This is a genomic window from Kribbella sp. NPDC051936 (assembly GCF_040680955.1).
Lineage (GTDB): Bacteria > Actinomycetota > Actinomycetes > Propionibacteriales > Kribbellaceae > Kribbella.
Genome location: NZ_JBFAXS010000001.1, coordinates 685,660 through 708,686, shown reverse-complemented (window position 1 = coordinate 708,686; position 23,027 = coordinate 685,660). Strand labels below are relative to the sequence as shown.

The following is a 23,027-nucleotide window of genomic DNA, read 5'->3' as shown; positions in this document are numbered from 1 at the left end:
TTCACGGGCTATGCAGAAGAGGTGTTTGTGAGTCACATTGGGTGCACAAGCCTTCACCGCCCCGGAGGTTCCGCCCATGCGTATCACCCGCTCCACCGCGCTCACCGCCTGTCTGGCGCTGACCGCCGCGATCTTTACCGCGACCTTGCCCAGCACCGCCGCCACCCCGGATCCGGTCGCGATCGCGGCCCAGCCGCTGGCCGGATCCAGCAACGTGAAGGTCGAGGGCAGCCGGATCATCCTCGGCGACGCCCCGGCCGCGATCGGCTCGACCGAGATCAGGCAACGCTCCGGCCTGGCCGAGCTCGCCCCGGTCCGGTTCGGCGCCCCCACGTCCGCCGTGGTCATCGGCTACACCTCCGGTACGCCGGACGGTTCGTCGGCCGAGGTCGACGTACGGTCGTGGGCCGGCAACAGGTGGTCGGAGTGGACCGCCGCCAAGGCAGGTACGCCGACCGCGCTGCCGGCGGCGAGCGACCAGGTCCAGGTCCGCATCATCGTCAGCGCCCCCTCGACCGGCGCCGCGCCGTGGGTCGGCGACGTGACCGTGCAACCCACCGACACGACCGCGGCGCCGCGGATGACGATCCAGGCGGCACCGCTCAAGTCGCACGTCTTCGCCACCCGCGAAGGCCTGGTCGGCGGGACGACGGCCAACGGCCACGTGATCGTGAGCCGGGACCACTTCGTCGCCCTGCCGTCACGACGCGGACTGTCCAGCGCCGGATCCGGCACGTACTCGGTGAAGGTCTGCACCGCCACCCGCTGCGCCTTCGAGCCGGTGTGGGACGTCGGCCCGTGGAACACCAAGGACGACTACTGGAACCCGAGCGCGACCCGCGAGATGTGGAAGGACCTGCCGCAGGGCAAGCCTGAGGCGCAGGCGGCGTACCAGAACGGCTACAACGGCGGGAAGGACCAGTTCGGCCGGACCGTCGCCAACCCGGCGGGGATCGACCTCGCGGACGGCGTGTTCTGGGACGCACTCAAGCTGGCCGACAACTCGTGGGTCGACGTCACCTATCTGTGGACCGGCGACGGTGGCCGCGGCACCGTGTCGATCTCGTCCGGCTACCTGAATGTGCGCAACGCCCCGAACTCCTCCGGCGCGGTCGTCGGGATGGCGGGCAAGTCGGCGCAGGTCACCGTCGAGTGCCAGACCACCGGTGAGAGCGTGACGGGGTCGCAGGGCACCAGCAACGTGTGGCTTCGGGTCAACGCCGGCATGTACGTCGCGAAGGCGTGGGTCTCGGCCGGCACTTTCGGCGCCTGCTGAACCTCCAACACTCACCAACTGACATAAACGTCACGGCCGCACGCTCAGCGAGCGTGCGGCCGTGCGGTTGATGAGTGCTGGAGGTCCGCTACTTGCCGGCCGGGAAGGCCGTCGGCAGCTGAGCCGAGGTCGGCGCGCAACTCGGCGACGGAACCCCACGAGTGGGCGACACCGTCGGCGGAAGGCTCGGCGTAGGCACCGGACGACGGGTCGGCTTCGCGGTCGGCGGAGGCGTCGGGGTGGCGACCGCACGGCGCGTCGGGGTGGTGACCGGGCCGCGGGTCGGGGTCGCTGACGGTGGCAGCGAGGGGGTGGGGACCGGTCGGCAGGTCGGCATCGCGGTCGGTGGGAGAGTGGGTGGGACCGGGCGCGCGGACGGTGCGCGGGTCGGGGTGGCGATCGCGCTGGGGGTCGCGCGGGACGCCGGTTCCTGCGACGCCGACCGGGTCGGCGTTGCCGCGGGACCGCCTTGGGCCGCGGTGTCCGCGTTCGAGCCGCCGCTGCGCGCCATCGCCGTTCCGGCGACCGCGATCCCGACGACGGCCGCGGACGCGATCGCGCCCACCAGCACCCGGGTCGTCCGCCGCTTCCGGCCTGCCTCGTTCATTGTTGCCCTCCGCACCTAAGTGATGTTCGGTCGGGCTGAAGGACGCACCCGGGCAACGAAAAGGTTCTGCCCCGGTCAGTCCGGCGTCCGCGTCGGCGGAGTCGACGGGGTGGCCTGCCGCAGCGGCGTGGTCCGGTCACCGCGCGGCCACGGCGGCGGGCTCAACGTCGGCGCGCTCGTCGGCCGCACCGTCCGCCGAGGCGGAAATGTCGGCGTCGCGCTGGGCGGTGGCGTCGGTCGCACCGAAGGCGTACGAACCGGCGTCCGAATGCTCGGCTGCACCGGCACGGCCGGACCGGGGCCCGCCGGCTGCGGTACGTCGGCCCGGGGCAGCCCCGCGACCACCGTCACGGCGACCACCCCGGCGACCGCAGCCGAAGCGGCGGCAGCCGCGACCCGGCCCCGGACCCGTCGGCGTCGCGCGCCGGCGATCACCCGCGCCGGGTCGAGCGGAGCGATCGTGTCGTCGGGCGCCAAGGCTGCCCGGAGTTGTTCGTCGTTCATGCCCGCTCCCCCACACCGCTCAGCTCGGGCGCGGCCCGCAGCTTGTCCAGGGCTCGCGCGTTCGCGCTCTTCACCGTCCCGATCGCCACCCCGAGAACCGCGGCCGTCTCCCGTTCGGTCAGGTCCTCGAGGTACCGCAGTACGACGACCGCCCGCTCTCGCCGGCTCAGCGTGGCGAGCGCGGCCCCGACCGCGACCCGCCGATGGACGCCGCCGCTCGGATCGGCGTCCGCCTCGAGGAGCAGCTCGAGCTCGGTCGTGTCACCGCTCGGCCGCTCGCGCCACGGCCGTCGCCGTACCCACGACAGGTGCTGGTTGACCACGGCCTGCCGGACGTACGCGAACGGGTCGGCCATCTCGATCCGGTCCCAGCGCAGGTACGCCTTCTCCAGCGCGGTCTGCACCAGGTCCTCGGCGAGGCCGGCATCACCGCAGAGCACCCGCGCGAAGTGCACCAGGCGCGCGGATCTGGCCAGCACGAATGCCGTGAAGTCGTCGTCACGACTCCCCGTGGCCGTCATCTGTGCTCCGTCCTGCCGTCCTCACCTCACAGGACGCTGGGCAGGAGCCAAAGGTTCTGTCTGGTCCACGAATTGTGCGGTCGCGGTCAGCCGGGGCAGCGGGACGATGTCCGCGGCCAGTCGGACCCGGTTGCGCCCGGCGGCCTTCGCGGCGTACATCGCGCGGTCGGCGCGCAGCAGCAGGTCGTCGACGGTCGTCCCGTCGGCCGGGTACACCGCGACGCCGATGCTGACGGTCAGGTGGAAGGTGTCCGGATCCAGGTCCGGGTCGTCCAGGACGCCGGCGCACATCGCGGCCAGCGGGCTGTTGGCGACCGCGTTACGGAGCCGGTCGGCGGTCACCGTCGCCTCGTCGAGCCCGGTGTCGGGGAGCGCGATCACGAACTCCTCGCCGCCGAACCGGCCGATCACGTCCTTGGCCCGGATCGCGCTGCGCAGGATCGTCGCGACCGCGCGCAGCGCCTCGTCGCCGACCAGGTGGCCGTGCCGGTCGTTGACCTGTTTGAAGTGGTCGATGTCGATCAGCAGCACCGCCATCGGCTCGTGCTGGTTCCGCGAGGTGCGCAGCATGTGCTCGGTCCGGCGCCGCCACCAGTCGACCCGGGTCAGGCTGGTCTTCGGGTCGGTCTGGGCCTCGGTCTCCAGCTGGCCGAGGAGCAGGGCACGCTGCGCGGTCAGCGTGACCGGGATCGCGACGAACGCGAACCACGGGCTGATCAGGCAGGCCGCCGCGAGCAGGCACCCGAAGGTCGCGGCGGTGACGTCGGTGCACAGGTCGTCCAGGTCGCCGACCGTCTCGCGGCGGTTGCTGCCCGGGATGATCAGCGAGATCGCGAGCCCGCACAGCAAGGTGTCGGTCACGACATACGCGAAAGCGCCGCCGGCCATCGCGACGACCAGGCCGAGGCCGCTGTCGCCGGTCAGCCCCCGGGCCGAGACGAAGACCGCATGCGCGGCGCCGACCGCGAGGACGTGCACGGCGGTCGAGAAGGCCCACCGGTACGGGATGCACTTGCCGGCCCGGATCCGCCACCAGATCCGCAGCAGCACCGCGACCAGGATCGCCAGCGCCGGGTGCAGGATCACCGACGCGGCGATCATCCACGCCGGGGAGAGGTCCTTGTGCAACGCGCCGCCGCGCCGCCGGCGGCTCTCCACCCGGCGAGCGCCTTCGACCGAGATCAGCGCCGAGACGGTCAGCGCGAACACGACGTCGAGACCGCGCCAGCTCGGCACCTCGGTGTACGCGCGCACGCCGTACCCGATCGCGGCCAGGTCGACGAGCACCACGACGGCGAACGCCGGGACCGTCAGGGTCCAGAGCGCCCAGGAACGCATCGCCCGCCTACTCTGTGCAACCATCACTTCACACGGTACGGCGTGTAGGCGTCACGGCCCAATCGGTGACGGCGCGGCTGTGGATGACGACTTGGAAACGATCGGCAGTGCTTGCTGAGTCAGTCGTTTGATCAACGATCGGGCCGGGTTTCCCCTGTCCTGACAAGGAAAACCCGGACCGTCAGCGACGCTTCCGGGCGGCGCCGAACAGGCCCCGGACGATCTCCCGGCCGGCCGACCGGGCGAACTGCTTGAAGGCCGAGGACCCGATCACCTGCTCGACCATCGACTTCTCCTGCTTCTGGGCCCGCGGCCGCGGCTCCTCCTGCTGCTTGGCCTGCTGCTGCTGCTGTTTCTCGGCCTCGGCCTGCGCCGCACCGGCCTGCACCTTCGCGGCCAGGATCTCGTACGCCGACTCGCGGTCGAGCGTCTGCGAGTACTTCGCGTTGTTCGCCGAGGCCTGCACCGCCGCGGTCAGCTGCTCCGCGGACGCCGGCGCCATCAGCGACTGCGGCGCCCGCAACCGGGTCCACGCGACCGGGGTCGGCGCGCCCTTCTCGTTCATCACGGTCACGATCGCCTCGCCGATCCCGAGCTGGGTCAGCACCTCGCCCAGGTCGTACGACGAGCTCGGGAACGTCGAGACCGTGGCCTTCAGGGCCTTCGCGTCGTTCGGCGTGTGCGCGCGCAGCTGGTGCTGCACCCGCGAACCGAGCTGGGCCAGCACCGCATCCGGCACATCCTTCGGCGTCTGGGTCACGAAGAACACGCCGACGCCCTTCGACCGGATCAGCCGGACGGTCTGCGCGATCGCGTCCAGGAACGCCTTGGACGCGTCGTTGAACAGCAGGTGCGCCTCGTCGAAGAAGAACACCAGCTTGGGCTTGTCCACGTCGCCGACCTCGGGCAGGTCGTGGAACAGGTCGGCGAGCAGCCACATCAGGAACGTCGAGAACAGCGCCGGCCGGTCCTGCAGGTTCGGCAGCTCCAGCAGCGACACGACGCCCTTGCCGTCGCGCTGCTGCAGCAGGTCGGCGGTGTCGAACTCGGGCTCGCCGAAGAACGCCTCGGCGCCCTGGTCGGCGAACCCGATCAGTGCCCGCAGGATCACACCCGCGGTCGCCGCGGACAGTCCGCCCAGCTCCTTCAGGTCGTCCTTGCCCTCGTCGGAGGTGAGGTGCTGGATGACCGAGCGCAGGTCCTTCAGGTCGAGCAGGGTCAGCCCGGCCTTGTCGGCGTAGTGGAAGATCAGCCCGAGCGACGACTCCTGGACGTCGTTCAGCCCGAGCACCTTGGACAGCAGCACCGGGCCGAACGAGGTGATCGTCGCGCGGATCGGGATCCCGGCGCCCTGGCCGCCGAGCGCGTAGAACTCGGTCGGAAAGCCGGTCGCCGTCCACTCCTGGCCGATCGTCTTGGTCCGGGCCAGCAGCTTGTCACTGCTCTCACCGGGCTGCGAGATGCCGGACAGGTCGCCCTTGATGTCGGCAGCGAACACCGCGACACCGGCCGCCGACAGCTGCTCGGCCATCAACTGCAGTGTCTTCGTCTTGCCGGTACCGGTGGCGCCCGCGACCAGGCCGTGCCGGTTCATCATCCCCAGCGGGATCCGGACCGCCGCCTCCGGATTCGGCTCGCCGTCGACCAGCAACGCACCCAGCTCGAGCGCCGCCCCCTCGAACGCGTACCCCTGCTTGACGGTCTCCACGACGTCGGCTTTCTCGGCCATCTGGCGCGCCTTTCCCCGGTTGCCTCGACTCTGGCTGTACTACCCGGTCGGCATGCTAGTCCTCCGAGATCAGCGCATGACGACCACACGCGTCGCGCCGGCCGCGAACGACCAGATCGCGATCGACATCGAGGCCGACACCCGGATGCAGCCGTGCGAGGCGCGGTAGTTCGTGCCGAGCAGCCAGTCGGCGTGGATCTGCTGCCCGTTCGACTTGTAGGTCGGGATCTGGTGGAACCCGACGCCGCACGGCGCGAACCGGACGAAGTGGTTCAGGTACAGCCGCCCGCCGTCGGTGTTGCGCAGTACCCGGGCCGGCCGGCCGCATTTCGAGCCGCTCGTATACGTACCAGCCTTGAGGTACGTCGGGTTGTCGATGATCCCGCCCTGCCGCACGACCTTGCCCCGGGCATCGATCAGCCACACCCAGTTCTGCGTCTGGCTGACGACGATCCGGCGCCCGGTCCCGGAGCGGCGCGGCACCGCCCGGACGTCGCAGCGCTTAGCGGTCGAGGCCATCAGGCGCGCGTACGTCGTACTGTTCAGCGAACCGGTCTGGCTCAGCACGTTGGCGGACTGGAACCGCACCGTCGCCGCCTGGGTCATCGCGCCGGCCTTGCCGTCGACCGGGCCGGACGTGCAGCCGAGCGTGTTCAGGCGGGCCTGGGCGGCCTTCACCTGGGACACCGTGACGGCCTCGGCCGGTACCGACGTACCGAGCCCGATCAGCGTGATCGCCGCAGTCGCGAGGCCGAGTTTCGGAAGAATTCGCATACCGTTCACTCCCCCTGGTCGTAGGCGCGGATCCGCCCCCACCGCTCCCTGTTCCTGTAGGACGCCGGGCGGCCCGGAAAGGTTGAGTCGGTGTACCGGACTGTTCCGGTGACATTCGTGACCTCTCGGACGACCTGTGATCCGGCTAGACTTCGGGGGGTGATCTTCAAGCGCGTCGGGGACGACAAGCCGTACCCGGACCACGGCCTGCGGCCGAAGGACTGGTCCTCGCTGCCGCCACGGCAGGTGCGGCTGGACGAGCTTGTCACCACCAAGGGCACCTTGGACCTGAACGCGCTGCTCGACGAGGATTCGACCTTCTACGGCGACCTGTTCGCCCACGTGGTGGAGTGGAAGGGCGACATGTACCTCGAGGACGGCCTGCACCGCGCGCTGCGGGCCGCACTGCAGCAGCGTCAAGTCCTGCATGCACGGGTACTGGTAGTGGACTGACCATGGCTGCCGCTCACGGGGGGAGGAGCAAGTGACAGCGATTCATCCGCAACCGAGACCGCACTCGCGGCTCCGGTGGCGCACGCCGATCACGATGGTGATCTTGCTCGGGATCCTCGCCGGCGGCGGCTGGTGGGGCTGGAACTCGCTGATGAACAGCAGCGCCGAGCCGACCTGTACCGAGCAGAAACTGACGAACAACCGCCTGGTCCCGAAGCAGGTAGTGCTGAACGTGTACAACGGCGGCGCCCGTGCGGGCTCGGCCGGCCGGGTCGCGGAAGTGCTGAAGCAGCGCGGCTTCAACATCGACCGGGTCGCCAACGAGCCCAAGGGCGACAAGACCGAGGTGGTGGCGTTGCGCGGCGCCACCGAGGACGCGCCGGAGATGCTGCTCGTCGCCGGTCAGCTCAACCAGAAGGCGCAGCTGATCGCCGACGGCCGCACCGACCACACCGTCGACCTGGTGATCGGCGCCGGCTTCGGCGCGGTGAAGCTCAAGGGCATCCCGTCGGTGGCGGTCGCCCCGGGATCCACGGTCTGCCTCCCGGTGGTCCCCAGCCCGCAGCCCGTCCCCTCCGGCCAGAACCCGAACTGAGGCGTCCGGCCGCGGTCAGAAGATGAAGAACCCCGTGACCGCGGTCGGGAGGATGCCCGGCAGCAGCCAGGCCGAGACCAGCCTGCGGCGGTGAATGGCGAGGATGCCGACCGCGGTGAGTACGCCGATCACGCCCGACATCAGCCACAGGCCGACGCCCTTGCCGAAGTCGCCGCCGGCGACGCCGATGCTGTAGACGGCCAGGGTGACGGCGGGGACGCTGCCGACGTGGAAGAGGATGGCCGAGACCACCCAGCGCTGCACGGTCTCGATGTTCATCGGCCGCGGGGTCCGGCGTCGTATCACCTGCGTCATTGCTCCCTCACTGACTCTTGGCACTAATAGTTAGTGTACATAATGTTGCTACACTAACCGCATGGCAGGGACGAAGATCACGCCGCCGGACAACCCTCTCGCGCTGGAGCATCAGGTCTGCTTCGGTCTCGCGGTCGCCGCGCGGACCGTCATCGCGCTCTACCGCCCGGTCCTCGAGCCGATGGGCCTCACCCACCCGCAGTACCTGGTGATGCTGGCGCTCTGGGAGCACGAGCCGGTCTCGGTCAAGGACCTCTCCCGGATGCTGCAGCTCGAGCCCGCGACGTTGTCCCCGCTGCTCAAGCGTCTCGAAGCGGCCGGCCTGCTGCGTCGCGACCGATCTCGCGCCGATGAACGCTCCCTCGCTGTCGCCCTCACCGACAAGGGCCGGGCGCTGCGCGAGCAGGCCCTCGAAGTACCACCGGCCGTCGTCGAGCGCCTCGGCATGGACGTCGACGAACTCATGGACCTGCACGCCCGCCTGACCAAGGTCATCGCCGCGGCGACACGCGCCTAGGGTCTAGTGCTGTTCGCGGCCGCGTTCGCCGAACCAGCCGGCCAGACGGCCGGCCCTGGAGACGGCCCGCAGGCGGCGGACGGTCTGCTCGCGGACCGGGCTGGGCGCGACCACGAGCAGGTTGTCGCCGGCCCGGAGCACGGTACGGCGGTCCGGAACGAAAGCTTGCTCGCCGCGGATCACCAGCGAGACCGAGACACCGGGCGGTAGCCGGAGTTCGCCGATCTCGACGCCCGCCAGCCGGGACTCGCTCGGGACGAACACCTGGAGCATGTCCGCGCCGAGCGACTCCAGCGGCGCCACGTCGATGTCCACCTCGTGCGCCGCGTTCTCGTCGAGCACGTTGAGCCGCTTCGCCAGCCACGGCAGCGACGGCCCCTGCAACAGCGTGAACAGCAGCACCAGCACGAACACCACGTCGAAGATCCGGCCGGCCTGCGGCACTCCCTCGGCGAGCGGGATGGTCGCGAGCACGATCGGCACCGCGCCGCGCAGACCCGCCCACGAGATGAACGTCCGCTCCCGCCACGGCAGCCGGAACGGCGCCGCCGAGATCGCCACCGACGCGAACCGCCCGACGACGGTCACCGCGACCCCGATCACGAGCGCGACGAGGACGTCGTTCAGCTCGAAGTCCCCCGGCGACGCCAGCAGCCCGAGCATCACGAACAGCCCGATCTGCGCCAGCCACGCGATCCCGTCGACGAACGACCGGGTCGCCATCCGGTGCGGCAACTCGGCCCGGCCCAGCACCAGCGAGGTCACGTAGACGGCGGCGAATCCGGACACGTGCAGCAGGACCGCGCCCCCGGCGTACGAGATGAAGGCCACGGAGAGCACCGCGAGCGGATACAGGCCGGCCGAGCCGAGCGCCATCCGCCGGATCAGGCCGACGCTCAGCCAGCCGATCAGCAGGCCGAACAGGGCGCCCACGACGAGCTCGTACACGACCAGGCCGCTGAACCACAGCAGGCCCTTGTCGCCGATCTCGCCGGTGCTGACGAGTGTGACGAGCAACACGGTCGGGGCGTCGTTCAGACCGGATTCGGCCTCCAGCGCGCCCCGCAGCCGCGGTTGGATCGGCACCCGTCTGAGCACCGCGAAGACGGCCGCCGCGTCCGTCGGGGATGTCACTGCGCCGAGCAGGACGGACAGCTGCCAGCTCAGCCCGAGCACGAAATGCGCGACGCAGGCGACGACGCCGACACTGACCGCGACACCGACCGTCGCGAGCACCAGCCCGAGCGGCATCACCGGGCGGACCTCGTTCCACCGGGTGGTCAGGCCGCCCTCGGTGAGGATCACCACCAGCGCCGCGAACCCCAGCGCGTGCGCCAGCTGCGCGTCCTCGAAGTGGATGTGCCCCGGCCCCGACTCGCCGAGCAGCAGGCCCATCCCGAGGTAGATGAGCAGCGACGGGAGCCCGACCCGCGCGGACAGCCGCACCGCGACCACGGCGACCAGCAGAACCGCCGCACCCGCCAGCAGAATGCCGTCGAGCTCCGCAACATCCATAGGGGCCCTCTCGCCGAGCGTCCCGAGTCAGGTCCAGAGAGACGAAAACCCTGACGCATCACACAGCATCAGGGTCTCCGGCTATCGGCCGCCCCGAGGGGCGGTTGGCGGTGGCGGAGGGAACCGTCGCGGGCTCCTCCCAAATCCCACAGCCGTTGATATTCGGTTGGATGGTCCCACACTTCGTGCGGGACCATCCAACCGAATGGCGGTGGCGGAGGGATTTGAACCCTCGGACGGGGGTTGCCCGTCACGCGCTTTCGAGGCGCGCTCCTTCGGCCGCTCGGACACGCCACCGCCGAGGACACTATCAAGGTCTGTGCCCGATGAAGAAATCGCGGAGCCGGGCACCGGCCTCGTCCGCCATCACACCGCCCACCACCTCGGGCCGGTGATTGAGCCGGCGGTCCCGGACGACGTCCCAGAGCGACCCCACCGCGCCGGCCTTCTCGTCGTACGCCGCGAAGATCAGCCGGTCCAGACGCGACAGCACGATCGCCCCGGCGCACATCGTGCACGGCTCCAGCGTGACCACCAGCGTGCAGCCGGTCAGCCGCCACTCACCGACGTGCCGGGCCGCTTCCCGGATCGCCAGGATCTCGGCGTGCGCCGTCGGGTCGCCGGTCAGCTCCCGCTCGTTGTGCCCGCGCCCGATGATCTCCCCGTCGCCGTCCACCACGAGCGCACCGATCGGTACGTCGGGCAGTGCCCGCTCGGCCTCCTCGAGCGCCAGCGCCATCAACCGCGACCACGCCTGCCGCAGGACCGGACTAGCCAACGGCTTCGATCGCGTCGTCGAACTGGTTGCCGAAGCCAAGCGCCTCGGCGACCTCCTCGAGCATCTCCACCGGGTAGAGGTCGACGTCGTCGCAGAGCGCGCCGAGGTCCATCGCGGTCATCCCCAGGTCGGCCACGATCGTCAGGTCGCCGGCCGGGACCTGCTCGTCGTCGTCATCGGCCAGCGGGATGTCGAGCTCGTCCACGACCTGCCGGGCCAGCGGCCATTCGGTCGCGGCGGTCACGTCGGAGATCAGGAACCGCGCCCGCCCGCCGTCCACCCGCACCAGGACGAAGAAGTCCTCGTCGACCGACACCATGCCGAGCACGCCCGCCTCGCCCGGGTAGCGACGCAGGGCGGAGACCAGGGTGGACAGGTCGAGCTCACCGCGCAGTACGAGCGGGGTGACAGTCCAGTGCCCGTCCTCGAGGTAGGCGGCAACCGCACAGTCGAGATCGGTCATAGCCGTGGCATCGGACACCGGCTCATCGTCCCAGACTCCAGCTTTCCAGGCGATCTCGTTGTGGTATCAGATCCGCCAACACAGGTCGACACCGCCCGGTCATGGTCAGTGATGGAACGTCGCCCGGCGCATCGCCTCCCGGAGCTGCCGAACGCGGGCCCGCCGGGGCGCGATCCGGTCCCGCAGGGCCGCCGCCTCCTCGCGCTCGCGCAGGAAGGCGGCACGCCGGCGCAGGCGGTCGAGCTGCTCGGGCGACTTCTCGGTCATCGGGTCACTCCCTGGTGGGCGACAGGGCAGAATCCAATGCGGTTTCCAGTTTGGCAGCGAGCGCGCTTTCCTGCCGCGAATCGCCGACGGTACCGTTCGGGCTTATGCAGATCCTCGTCGTGGACCACCCGCTCGTCGCCCACAAGCTCACCGCGCTGCGCGACGAGCACACGGACTCACCCACGTTCCGGCGGCTGACCGAGGAGCTCGTCACGCTGCTCGCCTACGAGGCGACCCGGGACGTGCGGACCGGCCCGGTCACGGTACAGACCCCGGTCGCGGAGGCGCAGGGCGTGAAGCTCGCCGCACCGAAACCCCTAGTCGTCCCGATCCTGCGGGCCGGCCTCGGCATGCTCGAGGGGATGACACGGCTGCTCCCGACCGCGGAGGTCGGCTTCCTCGGCATGGTCCGCAACGAGGAGACCCTGACCGCGTCGACGTACGCCGAACGGCTCCCGGAGGACCTGTCCGGCCGCCAGTGCTACGTCCTCGACCCGATGCTGGCCACCGGCGGCACCCTGGCCGCCGCAATCCAGTTCCTGGTCGACCGCGGCGCCGACCACATCACCGCCATCTGCCTGCTGGCCGCCCCCGAGGGCGTAGAGCGCGTAGAACGCGAACTCACCAACCTCCACGTCCCCTGCAACCTGGTCATCGCCGGCATGGACTCCCACCTGAACGACAAGGGCTACATCGTCCCCGGCCTGGGCGACGCCGGCGACCGCTTGTACGGCGTCGCCCAGTAACTCACACGAGGTCGTTGCGGTAGAAGAGGTTGGCTCGGCGGTCGCCGGTTACGCCGGAGGCGAAGCCGAAGTAGAGGCGGGCGGTGGTGTCGGTGGAGCCGTAGACGGCCATGCCTTCTGGTTCTCGGTAGGTGAGGCTTTTGCCGGCCAGGGTGAGGAACGAGTCGACCAGTTGGCCGGCGTTGATGTCGTAGCACCACATCTTCGACGTCGCCTGGGTCTCGTCGGGCTCGCCGGGATAGGCCTCGCCTTCCCAGAAATAGGCGTACGAGCCGTACAGCGCCCAGCCCTGGAAGTCGATGCCGGGCGTCAGTGCCGGCTGCTTGAACGATGCGAGGACCGTCGAGAAGTCACCGCTGCGCGCGGCCGTCAGCGAGTAGACGTTGATGTGCATGCCGTCGGACAGCGAGTGCCTGACGCCGAGCTGGTTGAAGCGTTGGTCCACGGCGGGGGTGAAGACGCTGCCGCTCGACACCGGCTTCCATTTCGTCACCGCGGACGACGTCAGCGTCTTCCCGTTCTGCCAGGGAAAGCGGCAGATCTGCCGGCCGCGCCCGTTCGCGGTATCGACGTCGGTCTCGGTCCACAGGTACGTCGTACTGCCGGAAGCCTCCGCGCCGATCGACACCGCGTGGCCGAACCCGGTCAGGTACATGTACCCCAACTGGTTCCCGGAGAAGTCGAGCTGGGTCAGGGCGAGATCACCGCTGTTCGCACCGCTCCCGCCGCGCAACTGGGCGGCGAACAGGCGGTTGTTGGGGGTGTCGAACGCGAACGACTGCATCACGGTCGCGTCCTGCAGCGGCTTGCTGCGGAAGAACTCGTTCGTGGTCGCGCTCATCTGGAAGCGCTTCGAGGTCGGGAGGGACAGGGTCCGGGCGGTGGCCGCCGGTACGCCGAGGGTGCCGGCGGCAACTAATGCGCCGGCACCGGTCAGCAACCCGCGGCGGGACAGGTTGTCCATGCGGTTACACCAATCTGCTCCGATAAAAGAGGTTGGCCCGGCGGTCGCCGGTCACGCCGGAGGCGAAGCCGAAGCACAGCCGCGGGCAGCCGAGACGATCGACGTGCACCCCGACACCCTCGGCCTCGCGGTAGACCAGGTCGGCGCCGTCCAGGATCTGTACGGACTCGACGACCTCGCCCTTGGTGATGTCGTACGTCCAGAGCTTCGACGTCGCCGCGGCAGGATCCGGCGTACCGGCGTACGCCTCGCCCTCCCACAGGTAGACGTACGAGCCGTACAGCGCCCAGCCCTGGAAGTCGATGCCCGCCGTCATCGCGGGCTGCTTGAAGGACGCGAGCACGCGCGAGAAGTCCCCGGCGCGCGCCGCGGCCAGCGAGTACACGTTGATGTGGAACCCGTCGGCGAGTGTGTGCCGGATCCCGATCCGGCCGTGCAGCTGGTCCACCGACGGCGTGAACACAGCACCGTCCGCGACCGGCTTCCAGCTGCGCAGTCCCGGCGAGTCCTTGGTCAGCGTCGCGCCGTCCTCCCAACGGAACCGGGCGATCTGCCGGCCGCGCGCGTTCGCGGTGTCGACGTCGGTCTCGGTCCACAGGTACGTCGTCCGCCCGACGGCCTCCGCGCCGATCGAGACCGCGTGGCCGAAACCGCTCAGGTACATGTGACCGACCACGTCGCCGGCGAGCGTGAGCTGCGTCAGCGTGAGATCACCGCTGCTGGACGGCGAGCCCGCACGCAACTGCCCGGTGAACAGCCGCTGGTTCACGTTGTCGAACGCGATCGACTGCATGACGGTCACGTCCGCGAGCGGCTTGCTCCGGAACAGCTCGCCACCCGGCCCGTCGAGGACGAACCGCCGCGACGGCGGGAGCGCGAGCGTCCCGGCGGACGCCGGCACTCCTACCGCTCCGCCAACCACCACAGCACCGGCACCAGCAAGCAACCCACGGCGGGAGAGATTGTTCATAGCGCCCGACGGTAAGCGATCTACCGCGAACTGTCAGCACTTCGCACGAATATTTCTGTGAAGAGCACAGGATTTAGTGTTAAAATCTATCAAGGCTGAACAGGCTGGCACTCACCCGGACGCTCGACGGAACACCAGCTGCCGATGCGCGAATCGTTGCCTATGCCAACAGACGTGGGCTAGAAGGCATATGGGTAAGGCGACCAGTCGGCCGGCCGCTTCTCCAGGAACGAGTCGCGTCCTTCGGCAGCCTCGTCGGTGCCGTAGGCAAGCCGGGTCGCTTCGCCCGCGAACAGCTGCTGCCCGACCAACCCGTCGTCGATCAGGTTGAACGCGTACTTCAGCATCCGCTGCGCCGTCGGGGACTTCGCGCAGATCTTCTTGCCCCACTCCAGCGCGACGGCTTCGAGGTCCGCGTGCGGGACGACCTTGTTCACCATGCCCATCCGGTACGCGTCGTCGGCGGAGTACTCGTCACCGAGGAAGAAGATCTCCCGCGCGAACTTCTGCCCGACCTGCCGCGCCAGGTACGCCGAGCCGAACCCGCCGTCGAACGACGCCACGTCCGCATCGGTCTGCTTGAACCGCGCGTGCTCGGCCGACGCCAGCGTGAGGTCCGCGACCACGTGCAGGCTATGGCCACCGCCCGCGGCCCATCCCGGGACGACGCAGATCACGACCTTCGACATGAAGCGGATCAGCCGTTGTACTTCGAGGATGTGCAGCCGGCCCGCGCGCGCCGGGTCGATGCTTTCGGCGGTCGTGCCCTCGGCGTACTTGTATCCGTCCTTGCCGCGGATCCGCTGGTCACCGCCCGAGCAGAACGCCCAGCCGCCGTCCTTGGGCGACGGCCCGTTGCCGGTGAGCAACACGCAGCCGACGTCGGTGGACATCCGCGCGTGGTCCAGCACCCGGTACAGCTCGTCGACGGTCTGCGGCCGGAACGCGTTGCGCACCTCCGGCCGGTTGAACGCGATCCGCACCACCCCGGCGTCGACCGCACGGTGGTAGGTGATGTCGGTCAGCTCGAAGCCGTCCACCTGCTTCCAGGCCGACGGGTCGAAGATCTCGGAGACGGTCACCGGTCGAGCATATTTCAGGCGCGGGCGGTGCTTTCGCGCAGTACTACCTCGGCCTTGAACGTCTCGGTCGTGGCGTCGCCGCCCTCGATGGCGAGCTCCAGCGCACGGCGACCCATCTGCTCCAGCGGCAGCCGAACGGTCGTCAGACCCGGCCACACGTCCCGCAGCGTCGCGATGTCGTCGAACCCGGCGACGCCGAGCTGACCCGGTACGTCGACGCCGCGCGCACGCAACGCGGACATCGCGCCGACCGCCATCACGTCGTTGACCGCGAACACGCAGTCGACGTCGGCGTTGCGGTCGAGCAGGTGCTCCGCGGCGGCGTACCCACCGTCGCGCGTGAAGTCGCCGGCCTCGACCGCCACCGGCGCCAGCCCGGCCTCGGCCAGCCCGGCGACGAACCCGTCACGCCGATCGCGTGCCGTCGCGAGCGTCTCCGGCCCACCCAGCACGGCGAACTTGCGCCAGCCGAGCCCGACGAGCTCGCGGGCCAGGTCGGCCGACCCCGAGCGGTTGTCCGGCTCGACCGTGTGCGCGGGCATCCCGGACTGGCTGACCAGGGCGAGACCCGCGCCGGAGTTGAGGAAGCTCTCCACCTCGGCCGCCGTCCGGGCCAGGCTGTCGCTGTCGGTCCGCCGGCTGCCGATCATCACCGCGGCCCGCGCCCGCTGCGCCCGCAACGACGACAGGTAGGCGATCTCGCGGTCGGCGTCCCGGAAGGTGCTGGCCATCATCACCAGCAGGTTGCGCTCGTCGGCGGCGCGCATCACGCCGTTCGCGATCGCGGCGAAGTACGGGTCCTCGATGTCGTGCACCAGAATGCCGACCACGTTCGTCGACGACTTGGCCAGCGCCTGCGCCTGTGCGTTCGGCGTGTAGCCGAGCTCGTCGGCCGCGGCCTTCACCCGTTCCTGCAACTCCGGACGGGGCACGCGGTCCCCGCCGTTCAGCACGCGGGACGCGGTCGCGACCGACACGCCCGCACGCTGTGCCACGTCCAGCAACGTGACCGGTGCTCGCAGATTCATGGCCTACCCTTTCGTGCGTCCCCCCGGTGGGCGGTGGCGGTCACCCTATCGAACCACGCAGTTCTCACGCTGCGTATCGGGCAGGTCGCTGCCAATCTCGGCAGAACCTGGCGTTGCGGCCCGCGAGTGACTAGCCTTCCCAGCCATGAGGACCGTCCGCGCCCGGGTGACGATCCTGGTCTCGTCCGCCGTGCTCAGCCTGTCGACCGTCGTCGGTCCGGCCGTCGCTGCGCCGCTCCCGGACGGGCCCGGTACGCCGGCCCCGGCTGCTGCTCCCAGTGTGCCGCAGCACATCGACACGCGCACCAAGAGCACCGAGCCGGTCTACGACTACGCGAACGCCATCCGCGAGTCGGTGTACGTCGACACCACGATGGACACCGACTCCGACGGCGAGAACGACGAGATCGCGGTCGACATCGTCCGGCCGAGCGAGACCGCCCTCACCGGCGTGAAGATCCCGGTCATCATGGACGCCTCGCCGTACTACTCCTGCTGCGGACGCGGCAACGAGAGCGAGAAGAAGACCTACGACGGCGACGGCGTGATCCGGAAGATGCCGTTGTTCTACGACAACTACTTCGTCCCGCGCGGCTACGCGATGGTCGGCGTGGACATCGTCGGCACCGGCCGCTCCACCGGCTGCGGTGACGTCGGCGGCCGCGACGAGATCCAGTCGGTCGTCGACGTGATCGACTGGCTGAACGGCCGCAACACCGCGCACACCGCGACAGGGCAACCGGTGAAGGCGTCCTGGACCACCGGCGCGGTCGGGATGATCGGCAAGTCGTACGACGGGACGCTCGCGAACGGCGTCGCGGCGACCGGCGTACCGGGCCTGAAGACGATCGTGCCGATCTCGGCCATCTCGTCGTGGTACGACTACACCCGCTCCGGCGGCGTACCGTACTCGGACGACTACATGCCCTGGCTGGCCGGATACGTCGGGCACGACAGCGCCGCCTGTGACGAGGTCCGCGGCGAGCTCGGTGACAACGACGACGACGAGACCGGCGACTACACGTCGTTCTGGGCCGAGCGCGACTACACCGAGAACGCGTCGAAGGTGAAGGCGTCGGTCTTCATCACCCACGGACTCAGCGACTACAACGTGCAGACGAACCACTTCTCGCAGTGGTGGTCGGCGCTGTCGCGCAACAACGTGCCGCGCAAGCTGTGGCTCGGGCTCGAGGACCACGTGGACCCGTTCGAGTTCCGCCGCGACGAGTGGGTCGACGAGCTGCACCAGTGGTTCGACTACTGGCTGCAGGGCCTGCAGAACGGCGTGATGAAGGAGCCGATGGTCTCGGTCGAGACGACGCCGGACGTGTGGCGCGACTACCGGACGTGGCCGGCCGTGAACCGGCCGACGCCGGTGCCGCTGGCGGCCGGCAAACTAGGCGCCGCGGGCAAGGGTTCGGTGACGATCACCGACGACCCCGAGCTCACCGAGGACGACATCGTCGCGGACCCGACGCAGGTGATCGCGGGGCGTCAGATGTTCCTGTCCGCGCCGCTCGCGGCACCGCTGCGGGTCAGCGGGACGCCGTCGGTCACGCTCCGGCTGAAGTCCGACTCGCCGACGACGCCGGTGACCGCGCGCCTCATCGAGTACGGCGAGGCCCAGCGTTACACCGGCATCCGCCGTACCGACGACAGCACCTGTGAGGGTTCGAGCACCGACTACGACGACAGCTGCTACTACACCGTCGAGAAGCTCACCGCACAGAGCGACCACGGCATCGTCAGCCGCGGCTGGATCGACGCCGCGCACAGCAAGTCCCTCACGCAGCCGACCCCCCTGAAGCCCGGCCAGTGGACCACCGTCACAGTCCCCCTCCGCGCCCAGGACCAGATCATCCCGAAGGGCCGCATCCTCGGACTGGCCATCACCCTGTCCGACACCGAGTGGACCAGCCCCAACGACACCGGCGCCACCATCGACATCGACGTAGCAGCCAGCCAACTCAACATCCCCATCTCCTCAGGCCACCTGACGGCCCCCACCAAACCCCAGTCGATCCAGGTAGAGATCACCACCCCCACCCAACGCCCCAACCTCCACGACCCCAAGAACTGACCCTCCTCTCCCGCCGAGTCGTGGAATTCGGCTGTGCAGGTCAGCCAGAATCCACGACTCGACGAAGGTGATCGAAGCCAATCGCCACGACTCGGCGGCGCTGTGGACAAGTGAAAGCGTGGGACAGGGGATCCCGCGATGATGGTGGTGTGTTGTTCACGGTGGCGGATGCGCGGGCGGCGGGTATCTCGCGCGGCGTGCTGCGCGGCCCGCGGTACCGACAGGTGCTGGGTCCTGTGTACGTCGACGCAACGGTCGCTCTCACGTCCCGGTTGCAGGCCGAGGCAGCGTTGATGCTGACGCCCGGTGCGGTCGTGAGTCACGACACCGCGCTGAGCCTGTGGAGCGCCGACGATCGCGCCGCCGAGATCGTCCACGTGACCGTCCGACGCGATCCGCGGCGAACCCTTCCACGAGTGAGCGGGCTGCGCGTTCACGAAGTACAACGACTCGACCGCGCGCTGCGTGCCGGACTGCCGCTGACGTCGCCCGAGCGGACGTTCGTCGACCTGTCACCGTACTGCGATCTGACCGGACTGGTCTGCGCAGGAGATTCCCTCGTACGGCACTCCGACGCGGAGCCGAACCACCTGGTCGAAACAGCCCTCGCGGCGATCGGAGTCCGGGGCGCCCGACGTGCTCGGGAAGCAGCGGCCCTGGTCCGCTCAGGCGTCGATTCTCCGATGGAATCGCGGCTCCGGCTACTGCTCGTCTTCGGTGGCCTGCCCGAGCCGGAGACCGGCTACGTGGTCACCGACTCCGCCGGCGGCTGGCTGGCCGAACCGGACCTTACCTACCCCCACTCGAAACTGGGGATCGAGTACGACGGGAAGCACCACCTGGTGGATGCGCGTCAGTGGCGGCTGGACATCCGCCGCCGCGAGAACCTCGAACGCGAAGGCTGGCGGATCCGGGTCGTCACCGCCTACGACATCCTGCAGATTCCGCACACCGTCGTGGCCCGCGTCTCCGAGGACCTCCGCACCCGACGCCACCCCCTCCGCGCCGCCTGACCCACTCCCACTGCCCCAGACCGCCGAGTCGTGGCGATTGGTCCCCACCTCCGACGCCGAGTCGTGAATATCGGCTGCGCGCGTCAGCCAATTCTCACGACTCGACGGGTTAGTTGCCTTCGGCTACGAAGTGCATTGGGTCGCCGGTGTCGAGGTCGGTGATGCCGGCGGTGTAGAAGGCGCCTACCAGGAGGGATCGGCGGTGGGCGGCGAAGGTCAGGACGTGGGCGACCATGCCGCCGTAGGTGAAGACGCGGGGTGGTTCGCAGGTGGTGTCGACGAAGGACTCGTCGAAGCGGCCTTCTTCGTTGAGTTGGTTGACGAGGGCCACGAAGCGGGCGCCGGCGTCGGCGTGCCGGGTGCGGAGTTCGGGGATCGGGGTGACGACCTCGCGGCCGCACTCCGGGACCTGGAACGGGCGGTCCTCGACGGACGCGAGCCACATCTCCTCCTGCCAGACCAGGCGGTCCAGGAGGTAGCGGATCGAGATGTCGTCGTCGATCCCTTCGACGGACAGCTCGATGGGGCGGTCCAGGGTCGCGGCGTCCAGCCGGGCGCCGCGTTCGATCAGCTCTCCGGTCAGCCACACGTGGTGCTCGACCATCCTGACAAGTACGTCCATGCCTCTCACCTTTCTACGGGCCGGCAGCCGAAGACCGGCCGGCGGCTGGAAATGCACTCCACTCGGCGCCGCGAGGAAGAAGACCCGCGACGCTTCCCGCCGCCACTCCCGTGGCGACATCCCGTACGCCCTGGCGAACGCACGCGTGAACGCCTCGTGCGACCCGTAACCGGCCTCGACCGCGACATCGAGTACGGCGACCGGCTCGGTCAGCAGCCGGTACGCCGCCCGCTCCAGCAGCACCCGCCGCCGGAACGCGAACGGCGACTCGCCCGCCACCGCACCGATCACCCGGTCGAAGTGGAACCGCGACAGGTGCACGCGGCCCGCCAGGCCGGCGCCGTCGAGCGGGTCGTCGGCTTCCCGAAGACCGGCCGCGACCACCGCCACGAACTTCTCGAACACGTCCGCCATGTCCACCACTGTGCCCCAGCCGCCCGGCACCGACTTGATCGAAATTGCGGAGTCGCTCAGTCTCCCAACCGGAGTACTCCGCAATGTGTAGTAGTCTTCTCCGCGGAACACCGGAGGAGGCCGCCATGGACACGAGCCAACTGCTCAAAGGCGTACTGGATCTCGCCGTGCTCGCTGTACTGCGAGACGCCGACGGCTACGGGTACGACGTACTGCGCCGCCTGCGCGCGGCGGGACTCGAGGACGTCGCGGACGCGTCCGTGTACGGGACGCTCCGCCGGCTGTTCCAGGCCGGCGCACTGACGTCGTACGTGCAGCCGAGCGAGGAAGGCCCGCACCGCAAGTACTACGGGCTGAACAAGACCGGGCGCGAGCTGCTCGAACAGTCCACGAAGACCTGGAACCACTTCGCCGACACGATGTCGGTGCTGCTGCTGGAGAAGGAGGCCGCGTGAACAGCACCCTGACCGGAGCGGTCGCGAGCTACCTGACGCAGGTGCGGGCCGAACTCGACGACCTGCCGCCGGGTGAGCTCGAGGACGTGCTCCACGACGTCACCGATCACCTCACCGAGGTGGCGGCCGAGCTCGGTGACCAGCCGTCCTTCGCCGACCTGCAGGCCCGCCTGGGGACGCCCCGGCAGTACGCCGACGAGCTGCGGACCGCGGCCGGCTATCCGGCCCGCACCGAGCCGGTGAACCAGGACCAGCTCGCCGCCGGCCGGCGGGCGCTGCACTGGGGCCTGATCGCCTGCACGGTCGGCCCGTTCTTCGTTGCGGTCAGCATCTTCGCGTGGTCGCGCGACGAGACGACGTTCTTCGGGCTGCTCGGGCTCGGCGTCCTGTTCGTGGCGGCGACGCTCGGTCTGCGCGCGCTGCACGGCAACGACCCGCGGATCGTCCTGGACACTCCACGCGGCACCCGCGGCGAGGCGGCGATCCGCGGCTGGATCGACCAGATCCCGCCGAACGTCCGGCACGAGCTGGTGACGATCGGCCAGCCGGTCTGGTGGGTCGTGCGGGGCATGATCGGCGCGGGCGGGTTCTTCGCGTTGTTCGGCGCCCTGTCGGTGACCGTGGTCGGCGCCTTCGCCGGCGCCGCGGTGTCGGTGTGGATCGGTCGCCGGACGCAGCAGGACCGGCGCTGGCTGTGGTACGTCGTACCGCTCAACGTCGTCGCGGCGGTCGCGGTCCCGGCGTTCCTGGCCGCGGCGTACGCCGGTGCGTCGTTCGGGTTCCTCAACAACTACAACGACTACCGCGGCACGAGCACGCGCTACAACCCGCCGGAGAACGGCATCACGGTGAACGGCACCCCGGTCTCGAACATCTACCCGTTCGATGCCCAGGGCAAGCAGGTGTCGGTGCGGCTGTACGACCAGAACGGCAGCCCGATCACCCTGGAACTGCAGGACTGCGCGGCCAGCTACGGCCAGGTGTCCCGCGACTCCACCAGCAACCTGTTCCCACAGGCCGTCGTCGTCGCCGACGAGAACGGCAACGTCACGTCCGACAACTGCAAGGACTCGACGAAGGCCCCCTTCGCCCCACCCCCGGCCCCGGCGACGCCCACCACTGCCAAGCCCTCCGGCACACCGACTCCCGGCGTCACCCTCACCGTCAAGCCGACGAGGTGACCGACGCTGCCGCGACGCGGCGGTAGCTGTAGCCGAGGCGGTGGTAGACGGCGATCGCGGCGGCGTTGCTCGCGTCCACCATCAGGGCCGCTCGGCCGTGGCGTTTCACCAGCTCGGCGGTCGTGAATCCGCAGACCTGGCGAGACAATCCCTTGCCGCGGGCCACAGGATGTGTCGCGACGCCGGCGAGGAAGCCGACCTCGGGTGCGCTCCACGCGTCCGCGGCGATACTCAGCAGCTCGCCACGCTCACCCGTCACCGCAGCCCAACGCCGTACGCCGGGATGCCCGGGCCACGCGTACGACGTGGGCGAGGCGAGTGTCAGCAGCTCTTCGACGCCGGTATCGCCGTCGATCCAGGCGGCCGTCGTGGTGACGTCCGGGATCACCTCGGCATCCATCCACCCGAAGGCCGCCGAGAACGTCAGCCCCGGCACCCGCTCTGCAAGGTCGCGGATCAGCTCCTCGTCCCCGAACGGCCGGTACGACGGACCGACCTCGGCCAGTACGCCGGTCGTCAGCCGCGCCGCGTCCTTGACCGGCCCGACCACCGCCAGCCGGTCGTGCTTCGACACGTCCGGTGACGCGACCGCCACCGCTGCGCCCGCACGCCAAGCACGCACCCCGGCGGCCAACCCCTGCGCCGCCCACCCAACAATCGGGTCGCCCCCGCCAACCAGCTGCAGCTCAGCCGGCGTCCTGATCTCCCGCACACCCCGAACCGTATGTCACGGACGACAGCTCGACAGGAGGTGTCCGCCGACAGGCGCGTCCAGCAGGCGTGCGCGGCGCGCCGATCGGCCGCAGTGGGCGTATACGTC

26 protein-coding genes and 1 tRNA gene are annotated in these 23,027 nt (G+C 69.8%); 10 read left to right on the top strand and 17 right to left on the bottom strand.

Features of this window, described 5'->3' with window-relative positions:
• Positions 1–76 precede the first annotated feature (76 nt).
• Together AB0L64_RS03675 and AB0L64_RS03670 are read left to right on the top strand one after the other, a co-directional pair.
• A complete protein-coding gene (locus AB0L64_RS03675; RefSeq protein WP_363707349.1) occupies positions 77–1,276 on the top strand; it encodes a hypothetical protein in 1,200 nt (399 codons plus the stop codon).
• A 161-nt stretch (positions 1,277–1,437) separates the two neighbouring features.
• Positions 1,438–1,902, top strand: coding sequence for a hypothetical protein (locus tag AB0L64_RS03670; protein WP_363707347.1), 465 nt, complete (start codon positions 1,438–1,440; stop codon positions 1,900–1,902).
• 56 nt (positions 1,903–1,958) lie between these two features.
• Here AB0L64_RS03670 and AB0L64_RS03665 read toward each other — a convergent pair whose 3' ends face one another.
• The 5 genes from AB0L64_RS03665 to AB0L64_RS03645 form a co-directional block, all read right to left on the bottom strand.
• Complete coding sequence (locus tag AB0L64_RS03665; protein ID WP_363707345.1) at positions 1,959–2,387, bottom strand: hypothetical protein; 429 nt, start codon at positions 2,385–2,387, stop codon at positions 1,959–1,961.
• Positions 2,384–2,908: a SigE family RNA polymerase sigma factor gene (locus AB0L64_RS03660; protein ID WP_355692947.1), complete on the bottom strand. Its 525-nt coding sequence runs from the start codon at positions 2,906–2,908 to the stop codon at positions 2,384–2,386. Before AB0L64_RS03660 ends, AB0L64_RS03665 begins: the two co-directional genes overlap by 4 nt.
• Before the next feature lie 21 nt (positions 2,909–2,929).
• Entirely contained in the window at positions 2,930–4,270 is a 1,341-nt protein-coding gene (locus AB0L64_RS03655; protein ID WP_363707342.1) for a GGDEF domain-containing protein, read from the bottom strand.
• A gap of 157 nt (positions 4,271–4,427) precedes the next feature.
• Positions 4,428–5,975, bottom strand: coding sequence for a helicase HerA-like domain-containing protein (locus AB0L64_RS03650; RefSeq protein ID WP_363707340.1), 1,548 nt, complete (start codon positions 5,973–5,975; stop codon positions 4,428–4,430).
• A gap of 69 nt (positions 5,976–6,044) precedes the next feature.
• A complete protein-coding gene (locus AB0L64_RS03645) occupies positions 6,045–6,749 on the bottom strand; it encodes a L,D-transpeptidase family protein (RefSeq protein WP_363707338.1) in 705 nt (234 codons plus the stop codon).
• 159 nt (positions 6,750–6,908) lie between these two features.
• Between AB0L64_RS03645 and AB0L64_RS03640 the strand changes: the two genes are divergently transcribed.
• Together AB0L64_RS03640 and AB0L64_RS03635 are read left to right on the top strand one after the other, a co-directional pair.
• Complete coding sequence (locus AB0L64_RS03640) at positions 6,909–7,202, top strand: type II toxin-antitoxin system VapB family antitoxin (protein ID WP_130386840.1); 294 nt, start codon at positions 6,909–6,911, stop codon at positions 7,200–7,202.
• Between the two features lie 31 nt (positions 7,203–7,233).
• The gene (locus AB0L64_RS03635; RefSeq protein WP_363707335.1) at positions 7,234–7,797 is read left to right on the top strand and encodes a LytR C-terminal domain-containing protein; all 564 of its coding nucleotides are present in this window, start codon (positions 7,234–7,236) and stop codon (positions 7,795–7,797) included.
• Between the two features lie 15 nt (positions 7,798–7,812).
• On the opposite strand, the gene AB0L64_RS03630 is transcribed toward AB0L64_RS03635, so the two are convergent.
• The gene (locus AB0L64_RS03630) at positions 7,813–8,076 is read right to left on the bottom strand and encodes a hypothetical protein (protein WP_363707333.1); all 264 of its coding nucleotides are present in this window, start codon (positions 8,074–8,076) and stop codon (positions 7,813–7,815) included.
• Between the two features lie 97 nt (positions 8,077–8,173).
• Between AB0L64_RS03630 and AB0L64_RS03625 the strand changes: the two genes are divergently transcribed.
• Positions 8,174–8,629, top strand: a complete 456-nt coding sequence (locus tag AB0L64_RS03625; RefSeq protein ID WP_363707331.1) for a MarR family transcriptional regulator — start codon at positions 8,174–8,176, stop codon at positions 8,627–8,629.
• A 3-nt stretch (positions 8,630–8,632) separates the two neighbouring features.
• Here AB0L64_RS03625 and AB0L64_RS03620 read toward each other — a convergent pair whose 3' ends face one another.
• From AB0L64_RS03620 to AB0L64_RS03600, 5 genes are all read right to left on the bottom strand, one after another.
• Positions 8,633–10,144: a potassium/proton antiporter gene (locus tag AB0L64_RS03620; RefSeq protein ID WP_363707329.1), complete on the bottom strand. Its 1,512-nt coding sequence runs from the start codon at positions 10,142–10,144 to the stop codon at positions 8,633–8,635.
• 206 nt (positions 10,145–10,350) lie between these two features.
• Positions 10,351–10,441 (bottom strand) — tRNA-Ser (locus tag AB0L64_RS03615).
• A 13-nt stretch (positions 10,442–10,454) separates the two neighbouring features.
• A complete protein-coding gene (locus AB0L64_RS03610; RefSeq protein ID WP_359940327.1) occupies positions 10,455–10,883 on the bottom strand; it encodes a nucleoside deaminase in 429 nt (142 codons plus the stop codon).
• 31 nt (positions 10,884–10,914) lie between these two features.
• On the bottom strand, positions 10,915–11,403 hold the full coding sequence (locus AB0L64_RS03605) for a tRNA adenosine deaminase-associated protein (RefSeq protein ID WP_363707327.1): 489 nt from the start codon (positions 11,401–11,403) through the stop codon (positions 10,915–10,917).
• An 87-nt stretch (positions 11,404–11,490) separates the two neighbouring features.
• On the bottom strand, positions 11,491–11,652 hold the full coding sequence (locus AB0L64_RS03600; RefSeq protein WP_359940007.1) for a hypothetical protein: 162 nt from the start codon (positions 11,650–11,652) through the stop codon (positions 11,491–11,493).
• Between the two features lie 104 nt (positions 11,653–11,756).
• On the opposite strand from AB0L64_RS03600, the gene upp reads away from it, so the two are divergent.
• On the top strand, positions 11,757–12,398 hold the full coding sequence (gene upp, locus AB0L64_RS03595) for a uracil phosphoribosyltransferase (RefSeq protein WP_355692966.1): 642 nt from the start codon (positions 11,757–11,759) through the stop codon (positions 12,396–12,398).
• 1 nt (position 12,399) lies between these two features.
• Here upp and AB0L64_RS03590 read toward each other — a convergent pair whose 3' ends face one another.
• From AB0L64_RS03590 to AB0L64_RS03575, 4 genes are all read right to left on the bottom strand, one after another.
• Entirely contained in the window at positions 12,400–13,362 is a 963-nt protein-coding gene (locus AB0L64_RS03590; RefSeq protein WP_363707325.1) for a hypothetical protein, read from the bottom strand.
• 4 nt (positions 13,363–13,366) lie between these two features.
• On the bottom strand, positions 13,367–14,332 hold the full coding sequence (locus AB0L64_RS03585; RefSeq protein ID WP_363707323.1) for a hypothetical protein: 966 nt from the start codon (positions 14,330–14,332) through the stop codon (positions 13,367–13,369).
• Between the two features lie 179 nt (positions 14,333–14,511).
• Entirely contained in the window at positions 14,512–15,414 is a 903-nt protein-coding gene (locus tag AB0L64_RS03580) for a 1,4-dihydroxy-2-naphthoyl-CoA synthase (RefSeq protein WP_363707321.1), read from the bottom strand.
• A 14-nt stretch (positions 15,415–15,428) separates the two neighbouring features.
• Positions 15,429–16,442 (bottom strand): LacI family DNA-binding transcriptional regulator, encoded by a 1,014-nt coding sequence (locus tag AB0L64_RS03575; RefSeq protein WP_363707319.1) that lies wholly within the window; start codon positions 16,440–16,442, stop codon positions 15,429–15,431.
• A 145-nt stretch (positions 16,443–16,587) separates the two neighbouring features.
• Here AB0L64_RS03575 and AB0L64_RS03570 point away from each other — a divergent pair, with 145 nt between their 5' ends.
• Together AB0L64_RS03570 and AB0L64_RS03565 are read left to right on the top strand one after the other, a co-directional pair.
• A complete protein-coding gene (locus tag AB0L64_RS03570; RefSeq protein WP_363707316.1) occupies positions 16,588–18,522 on the top strand; it encodes a Xaa-Pro dipeptidyl-peptidase in 1,935 nt (644 codons plus the stop codon).
• Between the two features lie 149 nt (positions 18,523–18,671).
• The gene (locus AB0L64_RS03565; protein ID WP_363707314.1) at positions 18,672–19,535 is read left to right on the top strand and encodes a hypothetical protein; all 864 of its coding nucleotides are present in this window, start codon (positions 18,672–18,674) and stop codon (positions 19,533–19,535) included.
• A 109-nt stretch (positions 19,536–19,644) separates the two neighbouring features.
• On the opposite strand, the gene AB0L64_RS03560 is transcribed toward AB0L64_RS03565, so the two are convergent.
• On the bottom strand, positions 19,645–20,571 hold the full coding sequence (locus AB0L64_RS03560; protein WP_363707312.1) for a helix-turn-helix domain-containing protein: 927 nt from the start codon (positions 20,569–20,571) through the stop codon (positions 19,645–19,647).
• A 125-nt stretch (positions 20,572–20,696) separates the two neighbouring features.
• Here AB0L64_RS03560 and AB0L64_RS03555 point away from each other — a divergent pair, with 125 nt between their 5' ends.
• A complete protein-coding gene (locus tag AB0L64_RS03555; RefSeq protein ID WP_355692988.1) occupies positions 20,697–21,026 on the top strand; it encodes a PadR family transcriptional regulator in 330 nt (109 codons plus the stop codon).
• Entirely contained in the window at positions 21,023–22,207 is a 1,185-nt protein-coding gene (locus tag AB0L64_RS03550) for a hypothetical protein (protein ID WP_363707310.1), read from the top strand. The genes AB0L64_RS03555 and AB0L64_RS03550 overlap by 4 nt, the downstream gene beginning before the upstream one ends.
• Here AB0L64_RS03550 and AB0L64_RS03545 read toward each other — a convergent pair.
• Positions 22,191–22,919: a GNAT family N-acetyltransferase gene (locus tag AB0L64_RS03545; RefSeq protein ID WP_363707308.1), complete on the bottom strand. Its 729-nt coding sequence runs from the start codon at positions 22,917–22,919 to the stop codon at positions 22,191–22,193. The genes AB0L64_RS03550 and AB0L64_RS03545 overlap by 17 nt on opposite strands.
• Positions 22,920–23,027 lie beyond the last annotated feature (108 nt).